Origin of the sequence: Kribbella yunnanensis (assembly GCF_039529655.1) — a bacterium.
In the GTDB taxonomy this organism is placed as follows: Bacteria; Actinomycetota; Actinomycetes; order Propionibacteriales; family Kribbellaceae; genus Kribbella; species Kribbella yunnanensis.
The window spans coordinates 125,600-145,597 of sequence record NZ_BAAANF010000002.1 but is presented as its reverse complement, the minus strand read 5'-3'; the positions used below and the strand labels follow the sequence as shown (position 1 = coordinate 145,597).

The window sequence follows — 19,998 nt, the reverse complement described above, 5'->3', positions numbered from 1 at the left end:
ATGGCAGACCTGCTGATCACCGGCGCCACCGTCCTCGACGGCACGGGCGCACCCGGCTTCGTCGCAGACGTAGTAGTCGACGCCGGCCGCATCGTCGCCGTGTCCACCAGCCAATCCCAGCTCGGCCACGATCTGCCAACCACCAACCCAGCCAACCGATCCCCACGCAGCGACGACCTGCCAACCACCGCCTCGGCGGACCGATCTAGGCGCAGCGACAGTGCGCTGACCACCAACTCGTCCAACCAATCCCGGCGCGATGACTTGCCGACTGCCACGCGGACGATCGATGCCACCGGACTCGTGCTCTGCCCGGGCTTCATCGACATGCATGCGCACTCCGACCTGCAGATCCTGGCGACGCCGGACCACACCGCCAAGGTCAGTCAGGGCGTCACGTTGGAGGTCCTCGGTCAGGATGGTCTGTCGTTCGCGCCGATCGACGACCCGACCAGGGCCGCGCTCCGCCGCCAGATCGCCGGCTGGAACGGCGAGCCGGACGACTTCGACTTCTCCTGGTCCACGGTCGCCGGCTATCTGGATCGCCTCGATCAGGGAATCGCGTGCAATGCGGCCTACCTGGTCCCGCAGGGCACGCTGCGGATGATGGTCGTCGGCACCGACAACCGCCCAGCCACTCCCGCCGAACTCGCGCAGATGATCGAGCTGCTCACGCAAGCATTGCGCGACGGCGCGGTCGGGATGAGCAGCGGCCTCACCTACACGCCGGGCATGTTCGCCACCACCGACGAACTCGTCGAACTGTGCCGTGTCGTCGCACAGCACGGCGGCTACTACTCCCCACACCAGCGCTCTTATGGACAAGGCGCTCTCGACGCGTACGCCGAGATGGTCGAAGTGGCCCGCCGCTCCGGCTGCGCGCTGCACCTGACCCACGCGGTGATGAACTTCGGCCCGAACCAGGGTCGCGGCGCCGACCTGATCGCGATGATCGACAAGGCGCTCGCCGACGGTCTCGATGTCACCACCGACACCTATCCTTATTTGCCTGGGGCAACAACTCTCGCCGCGACCTTGCCGAGCTGGACGGCCGAGGGCGGCCCGGATGCCCAGCTGGACCGGTTGCGGGATCCGGCGACCCGGGCCAGGATCGCGCACGAGATGGAGCAGGTCGGCTCCGACGGCTGCCACGGCTGTGTGATCGAGTGGAACACGATCGAGATCGGCGGCGTCCGGAACCCCGCCCTCGGCGACGCCGTCGGCCGGACCGTCCAAGACCTCGCGGCTCGTCGCGGTCGGCCGGCTGCCGACGTCTTCTTCGACCTGCTGATCGCGGACGACCTCGGCACCTCGATCCTGCAGCACGTCGGGCACGAGGAGAACGTCCAGACGATCATGCAGCACTCGAGCCACACCGGCGGCTCGGACGCGATCCTGGTCGGCGGCAAACCGCACCCGCGTTCGTGGGGCACCTTCCCGCGCTACCTGGGCCGGTATGTCCGCGAACTCGGCGTCCTGGAACTGGCCGACTGCATCCACCACCTCACCGGCCGACCGGCACGGCGTCTGCGGCTGACCGATCGCGGACTCGTCCGCGAGGGCTACCGGGCCGACCTGGTCCTCTTCGATCCGGACACCATCCACGACACCGCCACCTTCGACAACCCCCGGCAGCAGGCCGAAGGCATCCCGTACGTCTTCGTCAACGGTGTCCCCGTCATCGACGACGGCCACCGGACCGACGCACTGCCCGGCCGCGCTATCCGCCGTACTGACGTCTGAGAGGACCTCGCTATGACCAACACACTGGACCTGCTGCGCACCGACCGCGTGCTGACTGTCGTCAGAGCCCCGGAGATCGCTGACGCCCGGGACCTGTGCGCAGCGTTGGTCGCCGGTGGCATCCACGTCGTGGAGCTGACCTTCACCACCCCGGACCTGCCGCGTCATCTGGAGCGCGCTGCCTCCACGACCGACGAGACCGGTGCCGTGGTCGGCGCCGGGACGGTGCAGACCGGTCTGCAGGCGCAGCAGGCAATCGACGCGGGGGCGCAGTTCCTGGTGACACCTGGTCAAGGTCCGGAGGCGTCCGCGATCGCCGCAGCTGCGCAGACAGCCGGCATCGCGGTGATGTTCGGTGCGTTCACGCCGTCCGAGGTGATGTCCGCCCTCGCACTGGGATCGTCTGCAGTCAAGATCTTCCCGGCCCACCAGCTCGGACCGAAGTACCTCAAGGATTTGCGCGGACCGTTCCCGGAGGTGCAACTGGTCCCGTCGGGCGGCATCAACGCCGGAAACGCCAGGGACTACCTGGAGGCCGGCGCGCTGGCTGTCAGCGCGGGCACCGACGTGGTCTCCCCCGCCGATGTCTCGGCGGCCAATTGGCAGGCCATCACCGCGAAGGCCAAAGCCTTCGTGGCCGCGATCAACTGACCGTGATGCTGCCATAGCTGGACCGTAGAAAGAGGCGATGAGTCGAGGTCGGGTCGTTGTTCGGACCGAGCTCGACGGAGCCCTGCGCCGCGACCGCATTGATGGCGTACGTCGTCGTACCGGGCACCCGAACGTTGAGCGAGCCATCGCTCACCGTGGCCATCACCTGCTCCGGCGGGTCGTCGAACTGGAGGGAGAGCGACCCCCGGCGGGCGTCGATCGACACTTGAGGACTGCGCATCCGGTTCATCGTCACGGACCCTTCGCTGGCATCGATCTGCACCTTCGCCGTCAGACCCGAGACGTTGAGTGAAGCCCCTTCGGCCTTGGCCTGCACGGCAACAGCGACCGGGACCTCGACCGTCAGCTCGACCTCGCAACTGCTGTCCGGGCAAGTGGTCCGGACATCCAGCACGCCGTCGACGGTCCGGACCTCGACCTTCGGCTCCTGCGCCCCATAGGTCCCGTCGACGGTCACCCGCACCTGGCTGCCCGCACCACCGATCACGTTGGCCGGAACATCCGAGAAGATCCGCACTCCCTGGGGCGCGGTCGCGAAGCTGGACGAGTAGTCGAAGGGGAGTTTGCCGCGGATCGTCGCGACCGTGACCGCCGCACCGGCGACCACGAGCACCACCAGTGGCACCACACCGATCAGCAGCATCCGACGCTGCGCTGTACTGAGTGCCATCAGCTGTCCAGGAACCGCAACACGGCCAGGACCCGGCGGTGCTCGCCCTCGGTCGACGACAGCCGCAGCTTCTGGAAGATGCTGCTGATGTGCTTCTCGACAGCACCCTCGCCGACCACGAGCGCCTGCGCGATGCCGGTGTTCGACTTGCCCTCCGCCATCGCCCGCAGCACCTCCTGCTCGCGCGGACTCAGCGCGGCCAACGGATCTGCCTTGCTGGACCGCACCAGCAACTGCGAGATCACCTCCGGGTCCAGCGCTGCCCCTCCACCGGCCACTCGACGCAGCCCGTCGAGGAACTGATCCACGTCGGCCACCCGGTCCTTCAGCAAGTACCCGACGCCGCCCGGGTTGCTGCCGATGAGCTCGCTCGCATACCGCTCTTCGACGTACTGGGAGAGGACCAGCACACCAGTGTCCGGGTACTGCTCGCGGAGCACCAGCGCCGCCCGCAGCCCCTCGTCGGTGAATGTCGGCGGCATCCGCACATCGACCACGCAGACATCCGGTCGATGCTCGGCGACCGCCTTGAGCAACTCGTCACCGTCGCCGACCGCCGCGACGACCGTGCACTCCTGCTCCTCCAGCAGTCGCACGATGCCCTCGCGGAGCAGCACCGAGTCCTCGGCGATCACGACTCGCAGGCTGGTCATTCGCACGGTACCTCCGCGGTGAGGACGGTCGGACCGCCCGGTGGACTGCTGAGACTGAGCCGGCCGTCGACCCCGGCGACCCGGTCGGACAGGCCCTGCAGGCCGGTACCACCCTCGGGATGCGCACCACCCCGGCCGTCGTCGGTCACTTCGACCCGGAGCAAGTTGCCGATCCGCACGATCCGGACCTCGGCCTGGGCCGCGTCGGCGTGCTTGGCGATATTCGTCAGGGCCTCGGTGACGACGAAGTAGGCGATGGACTCGATGGTCAGCGACGGCCGCGGGTCGACCTCGACACTCACCCGGACCGGCACCGGAGACCGCGCGGCGACTGCGGAGATCGCGGCATCGAGCCCGCGGTCGGTCAGCACCGGCGGATGCAGACCCCGAGTCAGATCCCGAAGCTCCGCAATCGCCTGCAGGGCTTCGGAGTGCGCCTCCTCGATCAGCGAACGCACCGCCGGATCCTTGTCACCCAACCGGTTCTTCGCGCGGCCCAGTGTCATCGCCAGCGAAACCAGACGCTGCTGGGCACCGTCATGCAGGTCGCGCTCCATCCGCCGCCGCTCGGCCTCCGCCGAGTCGACCACCTGCTGCCGGCTCGTGACCAGCCGGCTGACCCGCTCGGTCAGCGCCCCGGTCTCGTCACCGCCCAGGTAGATCCGGGCGAGATGCCCGTCCAACGCGGATGCGGTCCGCATCAGCACCGGGGAGAGCAGCGCCAGGAACACCGCTCCGAACACCGATGCGGCGATGGCCTTGTCGCTGGTGTCGATCACGAACGGCCCGAGCTGAGCCTGCGCCGCCGCGAACTTCGAGAAGTAGAACGGCAGGCCGATCAGCACTGGCGGGACCGACCAGGCGACCACGATCAGCAGCAGCCAGAACATTGCTGCTGGCAACAACAAGACGTAGTACAGGAACTGGCGCCACAGGTTCGGATCTGCGAGCGCCCGGCGGGCGTCGACGGTGCGACTGCCGGATGGCTCCGGTGGCTCGAGTGGCAGCACCTCCTGCCCGCGGGTGATCCGGGCTCTGGCCCGCTCCCACCGGGCCAGCCCGTAGACCGCTCGCGCCGCGGCCGTGGTCAGCGGCACGCCGACGAAGGCGAGCGGCCACCCGAGCACGGCCACACAGATCGCGACCAGAGCCAAGAGCCCAGAGGTCAGCACCACCACGGAATCACCGAGTAGATGGACTGTTGCCAGCCACAAGTACGGCGAGCGCCACAGCCGCCAGGGTCGCCGGGGAACCGGACTCGCGATCGTCGTCACCCGAACCACCTCCCGTTGTCTGTGCCGCTGTGCTGGTTGTGGGGACGGGCTCAAACCTACGACGCTGCCGAGGCCGCCGGTATGAGGACATCCCCCGTATCGAGTTCGGGTTAACCCCACCCCCGATTCGTGGGTTGTCCTCAATGTGCCGAAGCCGCCGCGACGGAATGCTCGAAGCCATGACGACGACAATCCCGCAGGCTCCCGCATCCCGGCCGCTCGGGCCGCAGCTGACCGTGCAACTCGGTGACGCGATCGACGACCGCGTCGCCGAGGCTCTCGACGACTACATCGCGGAAGGCCGCCTCGACGGCCGGATCCGCCCGCGCCGCTCCCCCGGCGGTCTGGCCGCGCTGGTGGCCGGCGGCGTCGCGGCCGTGCTGCTGCCGTGGTGCCTGATCCTCGCGGCGACGCTGCCGAGCACGTACCAGGTCAATCACTGGAAGCTCACCTGGATAGGTCTCGACGTCTTGACCGCGATCGCCGCCGGTCTGACGGCGTACCTGCTGCACACTCGCAACAGATACGCCGTCCTGACCGCGATGGCCGCCGGGACCCTGCTCCTGGCCGACGCCTGGTTCGACGTCAGCACCGCAGGCGCAGGCTTCGACCGCACGCTCTCACTGGCCGAGGCCTTCCTCCTGGAAGTCCCCCTGGCCGTGTGTGCCTGGGTCGTCGCTGCCCGCGAGCTGCGGCGCTAACCGATCAGCTCGAGGATGGGGCCCTCATGCAAAGCTCGGTAGACCTGGTCGCGCAGCAGGTTGGCCTCGGCATCGGTCAGGGTTCGATCGACCGGCCGGAGGACCAGCCTGACCAGGAGGTTTCGTTGTCCTGGGGAGATCTGCAACCGCGCCCGAGCTGCAGGTGGCAGGTCGTCGTACGTCGTCTCGCCCAGCACCTCCAGCGACTCCGCGGCATCCGCGTCCGGACCGAGCGCATCCCGCACCTTGTCGCCGAGCACCTCCGGCGACACGTCCGCCTCCGCGCCCACCACGACCGAGAGGTCCCGGCGGACGGGTGGCATCGTCGACACCGATCGGTAGGGCTGCAGGTCGAGCATCTGTCCGGCCACCCGCGGATCGGTCGACCTGAGCAACCGGATGTCGCGGATGCCCTTCCGCAACATCAGCAACCGGTCGAGGCCCGGACCCATCGCCAGTCCGGTCCAGCTGTCGTCGAGACCGGCCTTGCGCAGGACCTCCGGCGCGGCCACCCCGCATTCACCGATCTCGATCCACTGATCGTCCAGCAGGACATCGATCTGTCGGCCGTGGATCGTGTAGGGGTGCACCGCAGGCACTGTCCGGTAGGCCTGCCCGGGCAGCACGGTCTCGACCAACCGGGCGATCATGTCTTCCAGCTCGGGCTCTCCGAGCGTGACGTTGCGGCTGAGCCGCCAGAGGTCGAGCTGATGCGGCGTGCCGGTGTGCTGCCAGTCCACCGAGTCCCGGCGGTAGCAGATGCCCGCACAGATCATCAGCACATCGGACGCATCGGAGCCGGCGAGCTCGCGCAGCGCCGGCGGGATCATCGCCGACGTGTGACTGCGCAGGACCTCACCCTCCGACGCGTAGCGGGTGTAGCGGGCTTCCCGGGTCACCGCACCGGCGGCGTACCCGAGGTTGTCGTAGTTGTCGGCCAGGCTGACCACGGGATGGTCGCGCCGTGTCCAGATCGCCGTGTAGGGCCAAGCGGCGCCCAGAGCCGTCCTGATCGAGTCGACGATCAACTGGACGGCGTGTGGGCCCTGAGCTGGATCGGTCAGATCGCGCAGCGACAGGGCGGAGTGCAGTTCCTCGAGAGTGAGGACAGACATAAGAATTCTCCAAAGGCGACGGTGTCGACGAGGGGGTCTTCACACCCCGGTCGGCCACGGTCACCTCAGGAGAGAGCGCAGCAGCAGCTCACCCCGTCGGCACCGTTGTGCCGGCCGGGGCGAAGAAATCGCCGCCCGTACTGCGTCATGCCCACAGCCTACCTCGTCCCGACCTTGCCTAACAGTCAAAACTTCTTTAGGTTGTTAGGCAGAGGTGATTCCGATGCTCTATCAGCCGGAACTGATCGGCGGTCACGTTGCTCTGGACCTGCTGAACACCGTTTCCTGGCGGCTGGACCCATCCCGTACCGTCGACCGGATCGCCACCGCGGAGGCGTTGGCGACGTGGCGTGCGGCGGCCGGTCTCAGCGGAGACAGCGATCCCCACCGAGTCGCCACTGTGCGCGCGGTCGTCTACGACGCGGTGTTGCCGATCGCGCGAGGCACCGGACCAGGAGACCTGCGGGAGCTGCAGACCTTGCTGGCAGGTGCCGTGCGGCGAGCAACTCCGGCAGGACCGCGGCCGATGGACTGGGGTGGCGCCAACCTCGTGGACGAGTTGGTTCTCGCGGCAGGCCGCCTGCTGGAGCGGGAGGACCTGAGCAGACTGCGGGAATGCCAGGACGACGGCTGTGGATGGTTGTTCCTGGACCGCAGCAAGAACGGGTCTCGTCGGTGGTGCAGCTCAGGCGACTGCGGGAACCGCGCCCGGGCGAAGCGGCACTACGAGCGAGTCCGCGCCGGACGGGAATCATGAAGGGCCCCGCGGTGATGACCGAACTGCTCGATCGGCGGCAGGACTTCCTCGAGGGCATGCGTCTGGGCATCGGGCCCGGCGCCGCCGCCTTCGTGCTCGCATTGAGCTTCGGAGCCGAGGCTGTCGCGCGCGACTGGGGATTCGGACTGCCGGTGCTGTTCTCGATGTTCGCGTGGTCGGGGTCGGCGCAGTTCGCGTTGCTGACCTCGCTGGCCGGTGGCACGGCGGTCGTCGCAGTGACGTCCGCAGTCCTGATCAACGCTCGCTATCTGATGATGAGCCTCGCGCTCAACGAGAGCCTGCGCGGCGGCAGGCTTTCCCGCGCACTACAGGCGCAGGCGCTCTGCGACGCATCCTTCGTCGTTGCCCACGGCACCAAGGGCGGTTACGACATCGTCCGGCTGGTCGGTGCCAGCGTTCCGCAATGGGTGCTCTGGGCGGCTGGTACGGCGGTCGGCGCGCTGACCGCGCCCTCGCCTGACTTGATGCACAAGCTGGGTCTCGACGTCACGTTCCCGGCGTTCTTCCTGATCCTCGCACTGGACGAACTGCGCCGATCGAAGCGTGCGTTGGCAGCAGGCCTGCTCGGCGCCTCGATCGCCGCCGCGCTGCTCTTCGTCACCACCCCGAGCTACGCCCTGCTGGGCGCCATTGCCGCGGCGCTGCTCGGCGTTCTCCCCGAGAAGGAGGGTGCACAGGCATGAAGCTCTGGTTGTCCGCAGGTGTCGTCACTCTGATCAGCTGGCTGATGAAGGCGAGTGCTCCGCTCGTGATCGGCGGCCGCAAACTCCCGCCGACCGTGCTCCGGCTGACCGCCCTCACCGCACCGGTTCTACTGGCCGGCCTGATCGTCACGGAGCTGGGCGGCGAGCACTGGCAGGAGCTCGACTGGACGAAGCTGGTCGGCATCGGTGCCGCCGGCGGACTCACCTTGGCGAAGGTGCCGATGTTGCTGGCCGTCGCCGGCGGCATCGTCGTCACCGCCCTGATCCGCCTCGTCCTGCGCTAGCGCCTAAGGGCGCAAGTTCAGTCCCGGCCCTGCCAGGTGGTCACGCAAACTTCGTTGCCCTCCAGGTCCGCGAGCACCCAGAAAGCAGGAGCACGCGTCGCGGACACCAGTCGGCCGCCAGCCGCCAGTGCGGCGTCGATGCGATGTGCTGCCTCGTCATGCGGAACACAGATGTCGAAGTGGATGCGATTGCGCTGCGGGCGCGCCTCGTCCATCTGCTGGAACCAGATGGCCGGGTCCTGCCCAACCGGGTCGACGAGCGGATCCTCCGGTCCGTCGGCACCTGCCTCAGCGGCGTATCCAAGGACCGCCTTCCAGAACGGCCGGATCGCGGCGATGTCCAGTGCATCAATCGCGATCTCCAGCACCTGAACAGATCGCGGTGCCGCCGTTCCGAAGCCCGGCTCCGTCCCGTTCACAGCAGCAGAGATCCGGAGGGCGAGCTCGACATCGCTGGTGGTGACCGCTGCGTGCTCCAACGACTGCAGAGTGAAGACGACCCGATTAGGGCGGGCATCGACGCGAAGGTGCTGGTCCGCGTCATCGCCGGACACCGCGACGGCGTCCGCCGCCACAGCAATTGCCTGGGCCAACGACCCGACCGGAACCGACGTTCGCAACGTGCCCAGCAGGAAGCGCCACCCAGCGTCCTCGACTGCTTCCGACGCTTCCTGCCGACTCAGTACTTGTTCCATAGCCACATTATCCGGGTGCCGTTCGCGCAGACCGGATGCGACGATGGACGGCATGCGATGGATTGATGCGTTGGAGGGGAAGGCCGCCGAGAAGTTGCCGGAGGCCGTGCATCGTTACTACCGGCAAGGATCCGCCGGGGGGATCAGCGTCGGGGAGGCGGTCGCCGCCTGGTCGTCGTACCGGTTCCGGCCGCGTGTGCTGCAAGACGTGTCGTCGATCGAGCTCGGCACCACAGTGCTCGGTACGCCGGTCGCGTCGCCGGTGCTCGTCGCGCCGTCGACCCTGCAGCGGCTGGCGGATCCCGACGGCGAGATCGCGATGGCGAACGGTGTCCGTGACGCCGGATCGCTGCTCGGCGTCTCCAGCAACGCCGGGACCCGGTTCGCCGAGCTCGGGGCGACCGGGGTGCCGTGGTGGCTGCAAATCTACATCGTGCGGAACCGCAGTATCACCGAGCAGATGCTCGACGCGGCCGTCGCCGGTGGCGCCAAGGCGATCGTCCTCACGGTCGACACCCCGGTGGTCGGCCGCAAGGAGGACGACGGCCCGGTGGTGTGGTCGTACGTCCAGCCAGGTCAGCTGCGGATCAACGTGCCCGACGGCGACTGGACCGACGAGGACCTCGACAAGGCCGACGACCTGACCCCCGACGTGATCGGCTGGCTGGCCGAGCGCACCGGACTCCCGATTGTCGTCAAGGGCGTCCTGCGCGGCGACGACGCCAAACGCATCTCCGACGCCGGTGCCGCCGGCATCATCGTCTCCAACCACGGCGGTCGCCAGCTCGACGGCTCGATCCCCACCGCGCAGGCCCTCCCCGAGGTCGCCGAAGCCCTGGCCGGTACCAGTACCGAGCTGTACGTCGACGGTGGCATCCGTCGCGGCGAACACGTCCTCGCCGCGCTGGCTCTCGGCGCCCGCGCGGTCTTCGTCGGCCGGCCGGCCCTCTGGGCTCTCGCCGTGGACGGCCAGGCCGGCGTCACCCGCCTCCTCAACGACCTCACCGAAGAGCTCGAGCACACCCTCCAACTCGTCGGCGTCCCCCGCCTGACCGACCTCACCCCGGACTTGATTGCCCCGCGCACCTAACTCCGAGGGCAAAAGCAGAAGGCCCCGGGAACGAATCCCGGGGCCTTGCTGTCTGGAACCTGTGGATCAGGCGTCCGCGTTCTCCTCGAGGAGGTTGCGGGTGGCGTTCGGGTCGACCGGGACACCGGGGCCCATGGTCGTCGAGAACACCGCCTTGCGGATGTAGCGGCCCTTGGAGCTGGCCGGCTTCAGTCGCAGGATCTCCTCGAGCGCCGCGCTGTAGTTCTCCACCAGCTGGGCCTCGTCGAACGACGCCTTGCCGATGATGAAGTGCAGGTTCGCGTGCCGGTCGACCCGGAACTCGATCTTGCCGCCCTTGATGTCCGTGACGGCCTTGGTGACGTCCGGGGTGACCGTGCCGGTCTTCGGGTTCGGCATCAGGCCACGCGGGCCGAGGACGCGACCGAGACGGCCGACCTTGCCCATCAGGTCAGGGGTGGCGACGACGGCGTCGAAGTCCAGCCAGCCGTCGGTCACCTTCTTGATCAGGTCGTCGTCACCGACGAAGTCGGCGCCGGCGGCCTTCGCGGCCTCGGCCTTGTCACCGGTGGCGAAGACGAGGACCCGTGCCGTCTTGCCGGTACCGTGCGGAAGGTTGACGGTGCCGCGCACCATCTGGTCGGCCTTACGGGGGTCGACCCCGAGGCGCATCGCGACGTCCACGGTCGAGTTGAACTTCTTGCTGCCCGCGGCCTCCTTGGCCAGCCGGACCGCCTCGAGCGGGGAGTACAGGTGATCGAAGTCGATCTTGTCCGCGATTGCGCGGTATGCCTTGCTGCGCAGTGCCATTGCTGTTTCCTCTCTGGGGTGTGGTCTCCGGGCGGCGCTACGCCCTGCCACAACTACTGGTGGTGCTGGTGCTGCCGCGGCGCTCAGGCCTCGACGTTGACACCCATGGAACGGGCGGTGCCCTCGATGATCTTCATCGCGGCGTCGATGTCCCGGGCGTTCAGGTCCGGCATCTTGGTGGTGGCGATCTCGCGGACCTGGTCCTTGGTGATCTTGCCGACCTTGTCCTTCTGCGGGACCGGCGAACCCTTCTGGATACCGGCGGCCTTCTTGATCATCTCGGGCGCCGGCGGCGTCTTCGTGACGAAGGTGAAGGTGCGGTCTTCGTAGATGGTGATCTCGACCGGGACCACGTTGCCACGCATGGATTCCGTCTGGGCGTTGTACGCCTTGCAGAACTCCATGATGTTGACACCGTGCGGGCCGAGCGCCGTACCGACCGGCGGGGCCGGAGTCGCTGCACCGGCCTGGAGCTGCACCTTGACCAGGGCAGCGATCTTCTTCTTGGGAGGCATTCTGTCGGGTCCTTAGACTTTCTGGATCTGGTTGAAGCTGAGTTCCACCGGGGTCTCCCGGCCGAAGATCTCCACCAGCGCCTTGATCCGCTGTGCGTCGGCATTGATCTCCGTGATCGTGGCGTGCAGGGTCGCGAACGGCCCGTCCACCACCATGACCGAGTCGCCGACCCCGAAGTCGGCCACCTCGACCTTCTTCTTGGCCGCCGTCTTGGCGGGTGCGGCACCGGCTTCGGCTGCCGCCGCCTCGGCCGCCGCAACGACGGCCGGAGCGAGCATCTTCTCGACCTCTTCGAGGCTGAGCGGGACCGGCTTCTGGCTGTTGCCGACGAAACCGGTGACCGACGGCGTGTGCCGCACGGTCGACCAGGACTCGTCGGTCAGATCCATCCGGACCAGGACATAACCGGGGAGGACGGTGCGCTTGACCATCTTGCGCTGACCGTTCTTGATCTCGGCGACCTCTTCGGTCGGCACGACGATCTCGAAGATGTAGTCCTCCATGTTCAGGGAGTTGATCCGGTTCTCCAGGTTGCCCTTGACCCGGTTCTCCATCCCTGAATACGTGTGGACGACGTACCAGTCGCCGATCTGCGAGCGGAGCCGGCTGCGCAGCTCCTCGAGCGGGTCGCCCGGCTCGGCGGGCTCCTCGTCGGCCTCCGCCGCCGCGGCGGCGACCGCCAGGGCCGCGTCGTCGGCGTCGTCGTCCGCGCTGGAGAAGACCACCGCGTCGACGGCCGGCTCGGCCTCGGCGCTGTCGTCGGCCGCGGTTTCCGCGGTCTCGTCGGCCAGCTCCTCGGCGGCGTCCTCGACATCGGCCTGCGTCACGACCTCGGCCGCTTCGCTCTCGTCCGCGGCGGCGACCACCACGACCGGCTCGTCGTCGGAGTCGTCGGTCTCGGCGGGGCCGTCCTCGGCCTCGTCGTCGGCGGAGTACTCCGGCTCCTCGACGCCGACCTCGTCGGTGTCGTCGTCCTCGTCGTCGGAGTCTTCGTCATCGAGGCCCGCGAACGGGTCGTCGTCATCGTCGGCGAACAGGTCGTCGTCGTCCTCGACGGTGGTGGTCTCGTCGAAGTCGAGATCGAGGTCGTCGTCGGAGTCGGATACGTCGAACTCGTCCTCGAGCTCAAGGACCTCGTCGTCGCGCTCTGACACGTCGTACTCCGTCATCTGTGGATCGGTTCTGGATCTGGCGTCGGGGTGGGCCGTGGCCCGTCCCGGCCTGCGTGGGCGGTGTCCGGCCTCAGCCGAAGATCTTGAGTACTGCCCAGCCGAAGGCGAGGTCGAGGACCGAGACGATCGCGATGACGAACACCACGAAGGTCAGCACCACCACGAAGTAGGTGGACAGCTGCTTGCGGGTGGGCCAGACGACCTTGCGGAGCTCGGCGACCACCTGGCGGTAGAAACGCAGCAGGCCTCTGCCTTGCTTGCCTTCCGCAGGCTTACCGGCGCCGGACGGTGCCGGGGTGCGCGTCTCCGTCACGACCTACCTCTTTCGCTAGCGGCGGCCTGACCGGCCCTGCGCCGGTCAGGATGTGCAGGGCACGAGGGACTTGAACCCCCAACCTTCGGTTTTGGAGACCGATGCTCTGCCAGTTGAGCTAGTGCCCTCTGCAATCCATCCGGACGCCGCACAGGACCTGAACTCGGGCATGCCGAGTCAGGGCCATCAACGCCCGGACTAGAAGAGTGTACGGGTTCGGAGCCACCTGGTCGAACTCGGCCTGTCGGCCTCGTTCTTCCTGCTCCTGACCCGCACAGCCCCCGCACCGGGCGCCGTACCGCGACCAGAACCATACAGCCTGCACTCGGACACAACGGACCGCACCCCCTGCGTGTTCCCCGGATCACACCGGTCCGGGTCCCGATATTTGTTTAAGCCGGGCGAGCGGGTGCTGCCAGGATGGCGGTATGAGTTCCAGGATCTCGGCGCGGATCGGCGCCATCAGCGAATCGGCAACCCTGGCGGTCGACAGCAAGGCCAAGGCGCTCAAGGCGGCGGGCCGCCCGGTCATCGGCTTCGGCGCGGGCGAACCGGACTTCCCGACGCCGGACTACATCGTCGAGGCGGCCGTCGAGGCCGCGCGGGATCCGAAGAACCACCGCTACAGCCCGGCCGGCGGTCTGCCGGAGCTGAAGCAGGCGATCGTCGACAAGACCAAGCGCGACTCCGGCTACGAGGTCGAGGCTGCCCAGGTCCTGGTCACCAACGGCGGCAAGCACGCGGTCTACAACACGTTCGCGACACTGCTCGACCCAGGTGACGAGGTGCTGCTGCCGGCGCCGTACTGGACGACCTACCCGGAGGCGATCCTGCTGGCCGGCGGAGTGCCGGTGGAGGTGCTCGCCGATGAGTCACAGGACTACCTGGTCACCGTCGAGCAACTGGAGGCCGCTCGGACCGACAAGACCAAGGCACTGCTGTTCTGCTCACCGTCCAACCCGACCGGTGCGGTCGACAGCCGGGAGTCGATCGAGGCGATCGGCCGCTGGGCGCTCGAGCACGACATCTGGGTGATCACCGACGAGATCTACGAGCACCTGACGTACGACGGCGTGCAGTCGACGTCGATCCCGGTTGTCGTGCCGGAGCTGGCGGACCGGACCGTCGTACTGAACGGTGTCGCCAAGACGTACGCGATGACCGGCTGGCGGGTCGGCTGGATGATCGGCCCGAAGGACGTCATCAAGGCCGCCACCAACCTCCAGTCGCACCAGACCTCGAACGTCGGCAACATCGCCCAGCGGGCCGCGATCGCGGCACTCACCAACGACCTGAGCGCGGTCGAGGAGATGAAAGTCGCCTTCGACCGCCGTCGCCGGACCATGGTGCGGATGCTGAACGAGATCCCCGGTGTCGAGTGCCCGACGCCGACCGGCGCCTTCTACGCGTACCCGTCGGTCAAGGGTCTGCTGGGCAAGCACATCAACGGCCGGACACCGACCACGTCCGCTGAGCTGGCCGAGATCATCCTGGACGAGGCGGAAGTGGCCGTCGTACCGGGTGAGGCTTTCGGTGCGCCCGGGTACCTGCGGATGTCGTACGCGCTCGGCGACGAGGACCTGGCCGAGGGCATCGGCCGGATGGCCAAGCTGCTGAGCTGATCACCCCGGGTCCCTACCCGCCCGGATTTCACCGGGCGGGTAGGGACTCTGTAACCTTCGGTAATGACGCAGCGTGACCTGCGGGTGCTGCCGAAGGCGCATCTGCATCTCCACTTCTCCGGCTCGATGCGGCATCTGACGCTGGTCGAGCTCGCGGACAAACACGGGGTCCGGCTGCCCGACGCACTACGCACCGAATGGCCGCCGGAGCTGTCCGCGGCCGACGAGCGCGGCTGGTTCCGCTTCCAGCGGCTCTACGACATCGCACGCTCGGTGCTGCGCACGGAGGACGACGTACGGCGTCTGGTCCGCGAGGCGGCCGAGGACGACCGCGCCGACGGTTCCCGCTGGCTGGAGATCCAGGTCGACCCGTCCGGTTACGCGAACCGCTTCCACGGCATCACCGAGTTCACAGACCTGGTGCTGGACGCGGCCCGGGATGCAGCGGCGTCGACCGGTCTCGCAGTCCAGGTGATCATCGCGGCCAACCGCACCCGGCATCCCCTCGACGCCCGCATCCTCGCCCGCCTCGCCGCGCAGTACGTCGGCCGCGGCGTGGTCGGCTTCGGCCTCTCGAACGACGAACGCCGCGGTACGACGTCGGAGTTCGCCCCGGCCTTCCGCATCGCCCGCAACGCCGGCCTGCTCGCAGCACCGCACGGCGGCGAACTCTGCGGCCCCGCCACAGTCCGCACCTGCCTGGACGAGCTAGGCGCCGGCCGCATCGGCCACGGCGTCCGCTCAGTCGAGGACCCAGAGCTGCTCAAGCGCGTTGTAGACGCTCAGGTAGCCCTAGAGGTCTGCCCAGCCTCCAACGTCTCGCTAGGCGTCTACCGCCACCCCGAAGACGTCCCCCTCCGCCAGCTCTACGAAGCCGGCGCCCGCATCGCCCTCGGCGCCGACGACCCCCTCCTGTTCGGCTCCCGCCTGGCAGAGCAGTACGAGACCGCTCGCACGGTCCACGCCTTCACCGACGAAGAGCTGGCCGACCTGGCCCGCTCCTCCATCCTCGCCGCCACCGCACCCCCAGACGTCCAGAAGTCCCTCCTCACCGACATCGACGACTGGCTCAACACCCCCGCCACCCTCGCGTCGTACTAGTGCCGACCTACCTGGCCCGCCACGGCCAGACCGAGTGGAACGTCGCCGGCCGCCGCCAGGGCCGGCTGGACTCACCCCTGACTCCACTCGGCGTCCACCAGGCCCAGCGCAACGCCGAGTCCTTGCGAGCCGAGCCGATCGACGCCATCTACAGCAGCCCACTCGGGCGGGCCCAGCGAACCGCTCGCATCATCGGCGATGTCCTCGGTCTCCCCATTCAGGTGCTGCCCGACCTCGCTGAGCTCGACCACGGCGATTGGTCCGGCCTCACCTCGGCCGAGATCGATGCCCGATGGCCGGATGAACGCGCGGCACGGGCACTGTCGAAATACACCTATCCGTTTCCCGGTGGCGAGAGCTACGCCGACGCCGATCTGCGGATCGCGCAAGTGCTCGCGGGCATCGAGGTCCAGGGGGCTCTGATCGTGTCGCACGAGATGGTCGGGCGGTTGCTGGTACGGCGGTTGGCGGGGCTCGAGGTGGATGCGGCGATGCGGCGGGATCATCCGTCGGATGTGGTCTTCCGGGTGGGCGCCGACGGCCGGATCGACCGCTTGCAGAGTGCCGGATAAATGCCTCGTGGGTTCGGGTTCAGGGCATTGTGAGGGGTGCCGGGCGCGGCCAAGATTGCAGCATGACGGCTACCAAGATCTTGTTACCCGAGGACGAGCTGCCGACCCGGTGGTACAACGTGCTGCACGACCTGCCGACACCGCCGCCGGCGGTGTTGCATCCGGGGACGGGACAGCCGGTGGGGCCGGAGGATCTGGCGCCGTTGTTCCCGATGGACCTGATCATGCAAGAGGTCTCCCAGGAGCAGTACGTCGACATCCCTGGTGAAGTGCTTGACGTGTACCGGTTGTGGCGGCCGAGTCCGCTGTACCGGGCGCATCGGTTGGAGAAGGCGCTCGATACGCCGGCGCGGATCTACTACAAGTACGAAGGCGTGTCGCCGGCCGGGTCGCACAAGCCGAATACGGCCGTTCCGCAGGCGTACTACAACGCCAAGTCCGGGGTCCGGAAGCTCACCACCGAGACCGGGGCCGGTCAGTGGGGGACGGCGTTGGCGTTTGCCTGTGCGCAGTTCGGGCTCGAGTGCGAGGTCTGGCAGGTGCGTGCGTCGTACGACCAGAAGCCGTACCGGCGGACGATGATGGAGGTCTTCGGTGCGACCGTGCACCCGAGCCCGTCCGAGCTGACCGAGGCCGGGCGGAAGATCCTGGCCGGCGACCCGGCCTCCACCGGATCACTCGGGATCGCGATCAGCGAGGCGGTCGAGGCCGCGGTGCAGTCGCCGGAGATCCACTACGCGCTCGGCTCGGTGCTCAACCACGTGCTGCTGCACCAGACGATCATCGGTGAGGAAGCACTGATCCAGCTCGCGATGGTTGGCGAGACGCCGGACCTGCTGGTCGGCTGCACCGGCGGCGGGTCGAACTTCGGCGGTCTCGCCTTCCCGTTCCTCCGGGAGAAGTGGGCCGGCCGGATGGCACCAACGGTCCGCGCGGTCGAGCCGGCCGCGTGCCCATCGCTCACCCAGGGCACCTACGCCTACGACTTCGGCGACACCATCGGCTTGACCCCGCTGATGAAGATGCACACCCTCGGCCACGACTTCGTTCCGGACCCGATCCATGCCGGCGGCCTGCGGTACCACGGGATGAGCCCGATCATCAGCCACCTCTACGAGACCGGCGAGATCGAAGCCGTCGCCAAACCGCAGTCGGAGTGCTTCGCGGCCGGTCTCCAGTTCGCCCGCACCGAGGGCATCGTCCCGGCACCCGAGCCCACGCACGCGCTCGCGGCCGCCATCGAGGAGGCCATGCTCTGCAAGGAGTCCGGCGAGGAGAAGGTCATCCTCACCGCCCTCTGCGGCCACGGCCACCTCGACCTCGCGGCGTACGACGCCTACCTCAGCGGCACCATGACGGACCGCAACTGGGACGACGCCGACCTCCAGTCAGCAGTCGCCCAAGCACTCACCCGACTACCGGCGATCAGCTAGCTGCCACGTTTCCACCAGGGCTTGGGCTGCTTGCCTACCGCCGCCAGCCAGTCAGCAGGCACAGCCCATCCCTTGGCCTGGATCGCGTCGAAGAACACCACCTTCAGACTCTCCGGCAACCAGTACGTCGCGGTGACCGCGTCCGCCGCCTCGAAGTACGTCGTACGGCGTCCCTCGCTCCACACCGTCGCCAGCTTCGAGCAGTGGGCCAGCCGGACGAAGTCCCATCGCGCCTGTGGATCCGCCATGTCGTACTCGCGCTCCGTCGACCGGAAGATCCCCGTCACCGGCGGCTCCGCCTCGATGATCTCGATCAGCCCCTGGACCAGCACCCGGTCGTCCGTCATCTCGTCCGGCAACCGCAGCCCCACCGGATCGAGCACCACCGGCCCCATCCACGGCCCCGCCACCTCCAAGAAGACCTCCAGCAAGGCGAACCCCTCCTCGCCCCGACCGAACCGTCCCAACTCAGCACGCAACGTCGTCACAGCTTCCTCAGCCACGTGACGACCCTAATTCACTGAGGGAATCCCCTATCTGCCCCGGGATGCCCCGCGAGTTCACGCTCAGCGACCACCCCGGCTGCCCCGAACTACACCGAAACCTCCACAGAACGTCACTTTTTTCGGTCACGACCGTATTTATATCGTTGCAGAACGGGGCATCTCGGGGCATTCCGGGGCATCCAGGGGCAGATGGTCCGCAGTCGCACTTTCCGTCGTTGCGGAGGGTGTTCGCACACCTACAGTTACCGCCATGCCAGCCGCCAATGACCTGTTGCGCAGCGCACGAGAGCGCACCCCTTCTCGGCGCGCACCCGGCGAACGCATGTCCCGCGTCGAGCTCGCGGACGCCGTCTGTGCGTGGCTCTGGGACACGACCGAGGTCCGCTACGAACTCGACGGCCACTACATCGCGAAGATGGAGCGGGGCGCGGTCCGCTGGCCCGGCGCCGCCTACCGATCCGGCCTGCGCTACATCCTGAACGTTGCCTCCGACAACGAGCTCGGTTTCATGCCGCCGCCCGGCACACCCCCGACCGAACTGGAGCTCGAGCCACCGTCGACACTCGGGCTCGACGAGGAGGTCGGGCGTGCCGGTGACGAGTCGATCGCGCTCCTCACCTTCGCCGAGGAGTCGAACGTCGGCGAGCTCACGGTCGAGCAGCTCCACGCCGACATCGAGCGCATCTCCCAGCTCTACCTGCACACCCCCACGAAACCCCTGTTCGAACGCAGCCGGGCGGTCCGCGACCGGGCCTTCGTCCTGCTCGCCGGCCGCCAGTCGCCGAAACAGTCCCGCGACCTCTACGCCGCCGCGGGCTGGGCGATCACCCTGCTGGCCTGGATGTCCGTCGATCTCGGCCGCCCCGAAGTGGCCGAGAGCCACGCCCGGACGGCCTGGGCCTGCGCCGAAGCGGCGGACCACAACGAGCTCCGCGGCTGGATCCGCGCGACCCAGCACACGGCGGCACTCTGGCAGGACGAGTTCGACCGAGCCGCCGACCACGCCGAGGACGGCCTGCGGTACGCCGCGGGAACGTCCCGACTGTTCTTGTCCAGTGCCCTGGCGGTCGACCTCGCGCGATCCGGCCGGATCAGCGAGGCCCGTGACGCACTGGCCGCCGCCCAGGAAGTTCCGAGCATGCCGTCCATTCCTGAGCTCGGCGGACCGTTGCTCTGCACCTCGGAACGCGCCGAGGGCCTTTGGGCCCACGCTCAACTGGCGCTCGGAGATGCTCACGAAACGCTCGTCCATGCCGACCGTTCGGTGGCCGGCTTCGAATCCAGACCGCACAGCCTGCGCAACCCAGGCTCCGAGCGAATGGTCAGACTCCAGCAGGGCATCGCTCATCTGACTCTCGGGGAGCTCGACGGCGCCATCGCCGCTGTCGAGCCGGTCTTCGACACTGCCCTGGAATATCGCGTCCGGCCGTTGGTCCACCGGATGGGCGAGGTCGCCGCCCTGACCGCGCCGTACACCCGCGTTGCGAGAGCGCGACAACTCCGCGAGCGCATCCGGGACTTCATCTATCGCCCCGACCTCCCTGGCCGGCGACCGGCGTACCGACCGCCCTCTCTCACCGCAAAGGAGTCCTAGC

At 68.2% G+C, this 19,998-nt stretch carries 22 protein-coding genes and 1 tRNA gene; 12 read left to right on the top strand and 11 right to left on the bottom strand.

Annotated features, from left to right (window positions below):
- Positions 1–1,743: an N-acyl-D-amino-acid deacylase family protein gene (locus ABD231_RS02085; RefSeq protein WP_344144541.1), complete on the top strand. Its 1,743-nt coding sequence runs from the start codon at positions 1–3 to the stop codon at positions 1,741–1,743.
- A 12-nt stretch (positions 1,744–1,755) separates the two neighbouring features.
- Complete coding sequence (locus ABD231_RS02080) at positions 1,756–2,394, top strand: bifunctional 4-hydroxy-2-oxoglutarate aldolase/2-dehydro-3-deoxy-phosphogluconate aldolase (protein WP_344144539.1); 639 nt, start codon at positions 1,756–1,758, stop codon at positions 2,392–2,394.
- Here ABD231_RS02080 and ABD231_RS02075 read toward each other — a convergent pair.
- From ABD231_RS02075 to ABD231_RS02065, 3 genes are read right to left on the bottom strand one after another with little or no spacing between them, the layout of a single operon-like run.
- Complete coding sequence (locus ABD231_RS02075; RefSeq protein WP_344144537.1) at positions 2,387–3,085, bottom strand: DUF4097 family beta strand repeat-containing protein; 699 nt, start codon at positions 3,083–3,085, stop codon at positions 2,387–2,389. The genes ABD231_RS02080 and ABD231_RS02075 overlap by 8 nt on opposite strands.
- A complete protein-coding gene (locus tag ABD231_RS02070) occupies positions 3,085–3,729 on the bottom strand; it encodes a response regulator transcription factor (RefSeq protein WP_344145577.1) in 645 nt (214 codons plus the stop codon). The genes ABD231_RS02075 and ABD231_RS02070 overlap by 1 nt, the downstream gene beginning before the upstream one ends.
- Positions 3,730–3,734: 5 nt before the next feature.
- Complete coding sequence (locus tag ABD231_RS02065; protein WP_344144535.1) at positions 3,735–5,012, bottom strand: sensor histidine kinase; 1,278 nt, start codon at positions 5,010–5,012, stop codon at positions 3,735–3,737.
- A gap of 179 nt (positions 5,013–5,191) precedes the next feature.
- On the opposite strand from ABD231_RS02065, the gene ABD231_RS02060 reads away from it, so the two are divergent.
- A complete protein-coding gene (locus ABD231_RS02060) occupies positions 5,192–5,713 on the top strand; it encodes a hypothetical protein (RefSeq protein WP_344144533.1) in 522 nt (173 codons plus the stop codon).
- Here ABD231_RS02060 and srmL read toward each other — a convergent pair.
- Positions 5,710–6,828: a PheS-related mystery ligase SrmL gene (gene srmL / locus ABD231_RS02055; RefSeq protein WP_344144532.1), complete on the bottom strand. Its 1,119-nt coding sequence runs from the start codon at positions 6,826–6,828 to the stop codon at positions 5,710–5,712. The two genes, ABD231_RS02060 and srmL, sit on opposite strands and share 4 nt — an antisense overlap.
- A gap of 223 nt (positions 6,829–7,051) precedes the next feature.
- Between srmL and ABD231_RS02050 the strand changes: the two genes are divergently transcribed.
- The 3 genes from ABD231_RS02050 to ABD231_RS02040 are packed head-to-tail and all read left to right on the top strand — an operon-like array spanning position 7,052 to position 8,594.
- Entirely contained in the window at positions 7,052–7,585 is a 534-nt protein-coding gene (locus ABD231_RS02050; protein WP_344144530.1) for a CGNR zinc finger domain-containing protein, read from the top strand.
- Complete coding sequence (locus tag ABD231_RS02045; protein ID WP_344144528.1) at positions 7,582–8,289, top strand: AzlC family ABC transporter permease; 708 nt, start codon at positions 7,582–7,584, stop codon at positions 8,287–8,289. Before ABD231_RS02050 ends, ABD231_RS02045 begins: the two co-directional genes overlap by 4 nt.
- Entirely contained in the window at positions 8,286–8,594 is a 309-nt protein-coding gene (locus ABD231_RS02040; protein ID WP_344144526.1) for an AzlD domain-containing protein, read from the top strand. Before ABD231_RS02045 ends, ABD231_RS02040 begins: the two co-directional genes overlap by 4 nt.
- Positions 8,595–8,611: 17 nt before the next feature.
- Here ABD231_RS02040 and ABD231_RS02035 read toward each other — a convergent pair whose 3' ends face one another.
- Positions 8,612–9,289 carry a VOC family protein gene (locus ABD231_RS02035; RefSeq protein ID WP_344144524.1) on the bottom strand — a complete coding sequence of 226 codons (678 nt, stop codon included), beginning with the start codon at positions 9,287–9,289 and terminating at the stop codon, positions 8,612–8,614.
- A gap of 52 nt (positions 9,290–9,341) precedes the next feature.
- Here ABD231_RS02035 and ABD231_RS02030 point away from each other — a divergent pair, with 52 nt between their 5' ends.
- A complete protein-coding gene (locus ABD231_RS02030; protein ID WP_344144522.1) occupies positions 9,342–10,379 on the top strand; it encodes an alpha-hydroxy acid oxidase in 1,038 nt (345 codons plus the stop codon).
- Between the two features lie 66 nt (positions 10,380–10,445).
- Here the strand turns inward: ABD231_RS02030 and rplA are convergent, their stop codons facing one another.
- From rplA to ABD231_RS02005, 5 genes are all read right to left on the bottom strand, one after another.
- The gene (rplA, locus tag ABD231_RS02025) at positions 10,446–11,168 is read right to left on the bottom strand and encodes a 50S ribosomal protein L1 (protein WP_344144520.1); all 723 of its coding nucleotides are present in this window, start codon (positions 11,166–11,168) and stop codon (positions 10,446–10,448) included.
- An 83-nt stretch (positions 11,169–11,251) separates the two neighbouring features.
- Positions 11,252–11,683: a 50S ribosomal protein L11 gene (gene rplK, locus ABD231_RS02020; RefSeq protein ID WP_344144518.1), complete on the bottom strand. Its 432-nt coding sequence runs from the start codon at positions 11,681–11,683 to the stop codon at positions 11,252–11,254.
- A 12-nt stretch (positions 11,684–11,695) separates the two neighbouring features.
- Entirely contained in the window at positions 11,696–12,853 is a 1,158-nt protein-coding gene (gene nusG / locus ABD231_RS02015) for a transcription termination/antitermination protein NusG (protein ID WP_344144516.1), read from the bottom strand.
- A 73-nt stretch (positions 12,854–12,926) separates the two neighbouring features.
- Entirely contained in the window at positions 12,927–13,169 is a 243-nt protein-coding gene (gene secE / locus ABD231_RS02010) for a preprotein translocase subunit SecE (protein ID WP_132175403.1), read from the bottom strand.
- A 55-nt stretch (positions 13,170–13,224) separates the two neighbouring features.
- Positions 13,225–13,297, bottom strand: a tRNA-Trp gene (locus ABD231_RS02005).
- A 300-nt stretch (positions 13,298–13,597) separates the two neighbouring features.
- Here ABD231_RS02005 and ABD231_RS02000 point away from each other — a divergent pair.
- The 4 genes from ABD231_RS02000 (at position 13,598) to ABD231_RS01985 (ending at position 17,897) form a co-directional block, all read left to right on the top strand.
- A complete protein-coding gene (locus ABD231_RS02000; protein WP_344144512.1) occupies positions 13,598–14,791 on the top strand; it encodes a pyridoxal phosphate-dependent aminotransferase in 1,194 nt (397 codons plus the stop codon).
- 63 nt (positions 14,792–14,854) lie between these two features.
- On the top strand, positions 14,855–15,892 hold the full coding sequence (locus ABD231_RS01995) for an adenosine deaminase (protein WP_344144510.1): 1,038 nt from the start codon (positions 14,855–14,857) through the stop codon (positions 15,890–15,892).
- A complete protein-coding gene (locus ABD231_RS01990; protein ID WP_344144508.1) occupies positions 15,892–16,464 on the top strand; it encodes a histidine phosphatase family protein in 573 nt (190 codons plus the stop codon). Before ABD231_RS01995 ends, ABD231_RS01990 begins: the two co-directional genes overlap by 1 nt.
- 62 nt (positions 16,465–16,526) lie before the next feature.
- On the top strand, positions 16,527–17,897 hold the full coding sequence (locus ABD231_RS01985) for a TrpB-like pyridoxal phosphate-dependent enzyme (RefSeq protein WP_344144506.1): 1,371 nt from the start codon (positions 16,527–16,529) through the stop codon (positions 17,895–17,897).
- On the opposite strand, the gene ABD231_RS01980 is transcribed toward ABD231_RS01985, so the two are convergent.
- Complete coding sequence (locus ABD231_RS01980) at positions 17,894–18,400, bottom strand: hypothetical protein (RefSeq protein WP_344144504.1); 507 nt, start codon at positions 18,398–18,400, stop codon at positions 17,894–17,896. The genes ABD231_RS01985 and ABD231_RS01980 overlap by 4 nt on opposite strands.
- Before the next feature lie 253 nt (positions 18,401–18,653).
- On the opposite strand from ABD231_RS01980, the gene ABD231_RS01975 reads away from it, so the two are divergent.
- Positions 18,654–19,997 (top strand): NsdA family TPR-like regulatory protein, encoded by a 1,344-nt coding sequence (locus ABD231_RS01975; protein ID WP_344144502.1) that lies wholly within the window; start codon positions 18,654–18,656, stop codon positions 19,995–19,997.
- The last annotated feature ends 1 nt before the right edge of the window (position 19,998 follow it).

Excerpts from the sequence above, each read along its gene's own strand:
- rplK (WP_344144518.1), bottom strand. The coding sequence starts at position 11,683 with ATGCCTCCCAAGAAGAAGATCGCTGCCCTGGTCAAGGTGCAGCTCCAG.
- ABD231_RS01985 (WP_344144506.1), top strand. The coding sequence starts at position 16,527 with ATGACGGCTACCAAGATCTTGTTACCCGAGGACGAGCTGCCGACCCGG.
- ABD231_RS02035 (WP_344144524.1), bottom strand. The coding sequence starts at position 9,289 with ATGGAACAAGTACTGAGTCGGCAGGAAGCGTCGGAAGCAGTCGAGGAC.
- ABD231_RS02040 (WP_344144526.1), top strand. The coding sequence starts at position 8,286 with ATGAAGCTCTGGTTGTCCGCAGGTGTCGTCACTCTGATCAGCTGGCTG.
- nusG (WP_344144516.1), bottom strand. The coding sequence starts at position 12,853 with ATGACGGAGTACGACGTGTCAGAGCGCGACGACGAGGTCCTTGAGCTC.
- ABD231_RS02060 (WP_344144533.1), top strand. The coding sequence starts at position 5,192 with ATGACGACGACAATCCCGCAGGCTCCCGCATCCCGGCCGCTCGGGCCG.
- ABD231_RS02050 (WP_344144530.1), top strand. The coding sequence starts at position 7,052 with ATGCTCTATCAGCCGGAACTGATCGGCGGTCACGTTGCTCTGGACCTG.
- ABD231_RS02000 (WP_344144512.1), top strand. The coding sequence starts at position 13,598 with ATGAGTTCCAGGATCTCGGCGCGGATCGGCGCCATCAGCGAATCGGCA.
- ABD231_RS01995 (WP_344144510.1), top strand. The coding sequence starts at position 14,855 with ATGACGCAGCGTGACCTGCGGGTGCTGCCGAAGGCGCATCTGCATCTC.
- ABD231_RS02075 (WP_344144537.1), bottom strand. The coding sequence starts at position 3,085 with ATGGCACTCAGTACAGCGCAGCGTCGGATGCTGCTGATCGGTGTGGTG.
- rplA (WP_344144520.1), bottom strand. The coding sequence starts at position 11,168 with ATGGCACTGCGCAGCAAGGCATACCGCGCAATCGCGGACAAGATCGAC.
- ABD231_RS01975 (WP_344144502.1), top strand. The coding sequence starts at position 18,654 with ATGCCAGCCGCCAATGACCTGTTGCGCAGCGCACGAGAGCGCACCCCT.
- srmL (WP_344144532.1), bottom strand. The coding sequence starts at position 6,828 with ATGTCTGTCCTCACTCTCGAGGAACTGCACTCCGCCCTGTCGCTGCGC.
- ABD231_RS02030 (WP_344144522.1), top strand. The coding sequence starts at position 9,342 with ATGCGATGGATTGATGCGTTGGAGGGGAAGGCCGCCGAGAAGTTGCCG.
- ABD231_RS02045 (WP_344144528.1), top strand. The coding sequence starts at position 7,582 with ATGAAGGGCCCCGCGGTGATGACCGAACTGCTCGATCGGCGGCAGGAC.
- ABD231_RS02085 (WP_344144541.1), top strand. The coding sequence starts at position 1 with ATGGCAGACCTGCTGATCACCGGCGCCACCGTCCTCGACGGCACGGGC.
- ABD231_RS02080 (WP_344144539.1), top strand. The coding sequence starts at position 1,756 with ATGACCAACACACTGGACCTGCTGCGCACCGACCGCGTGCTGACTGTC.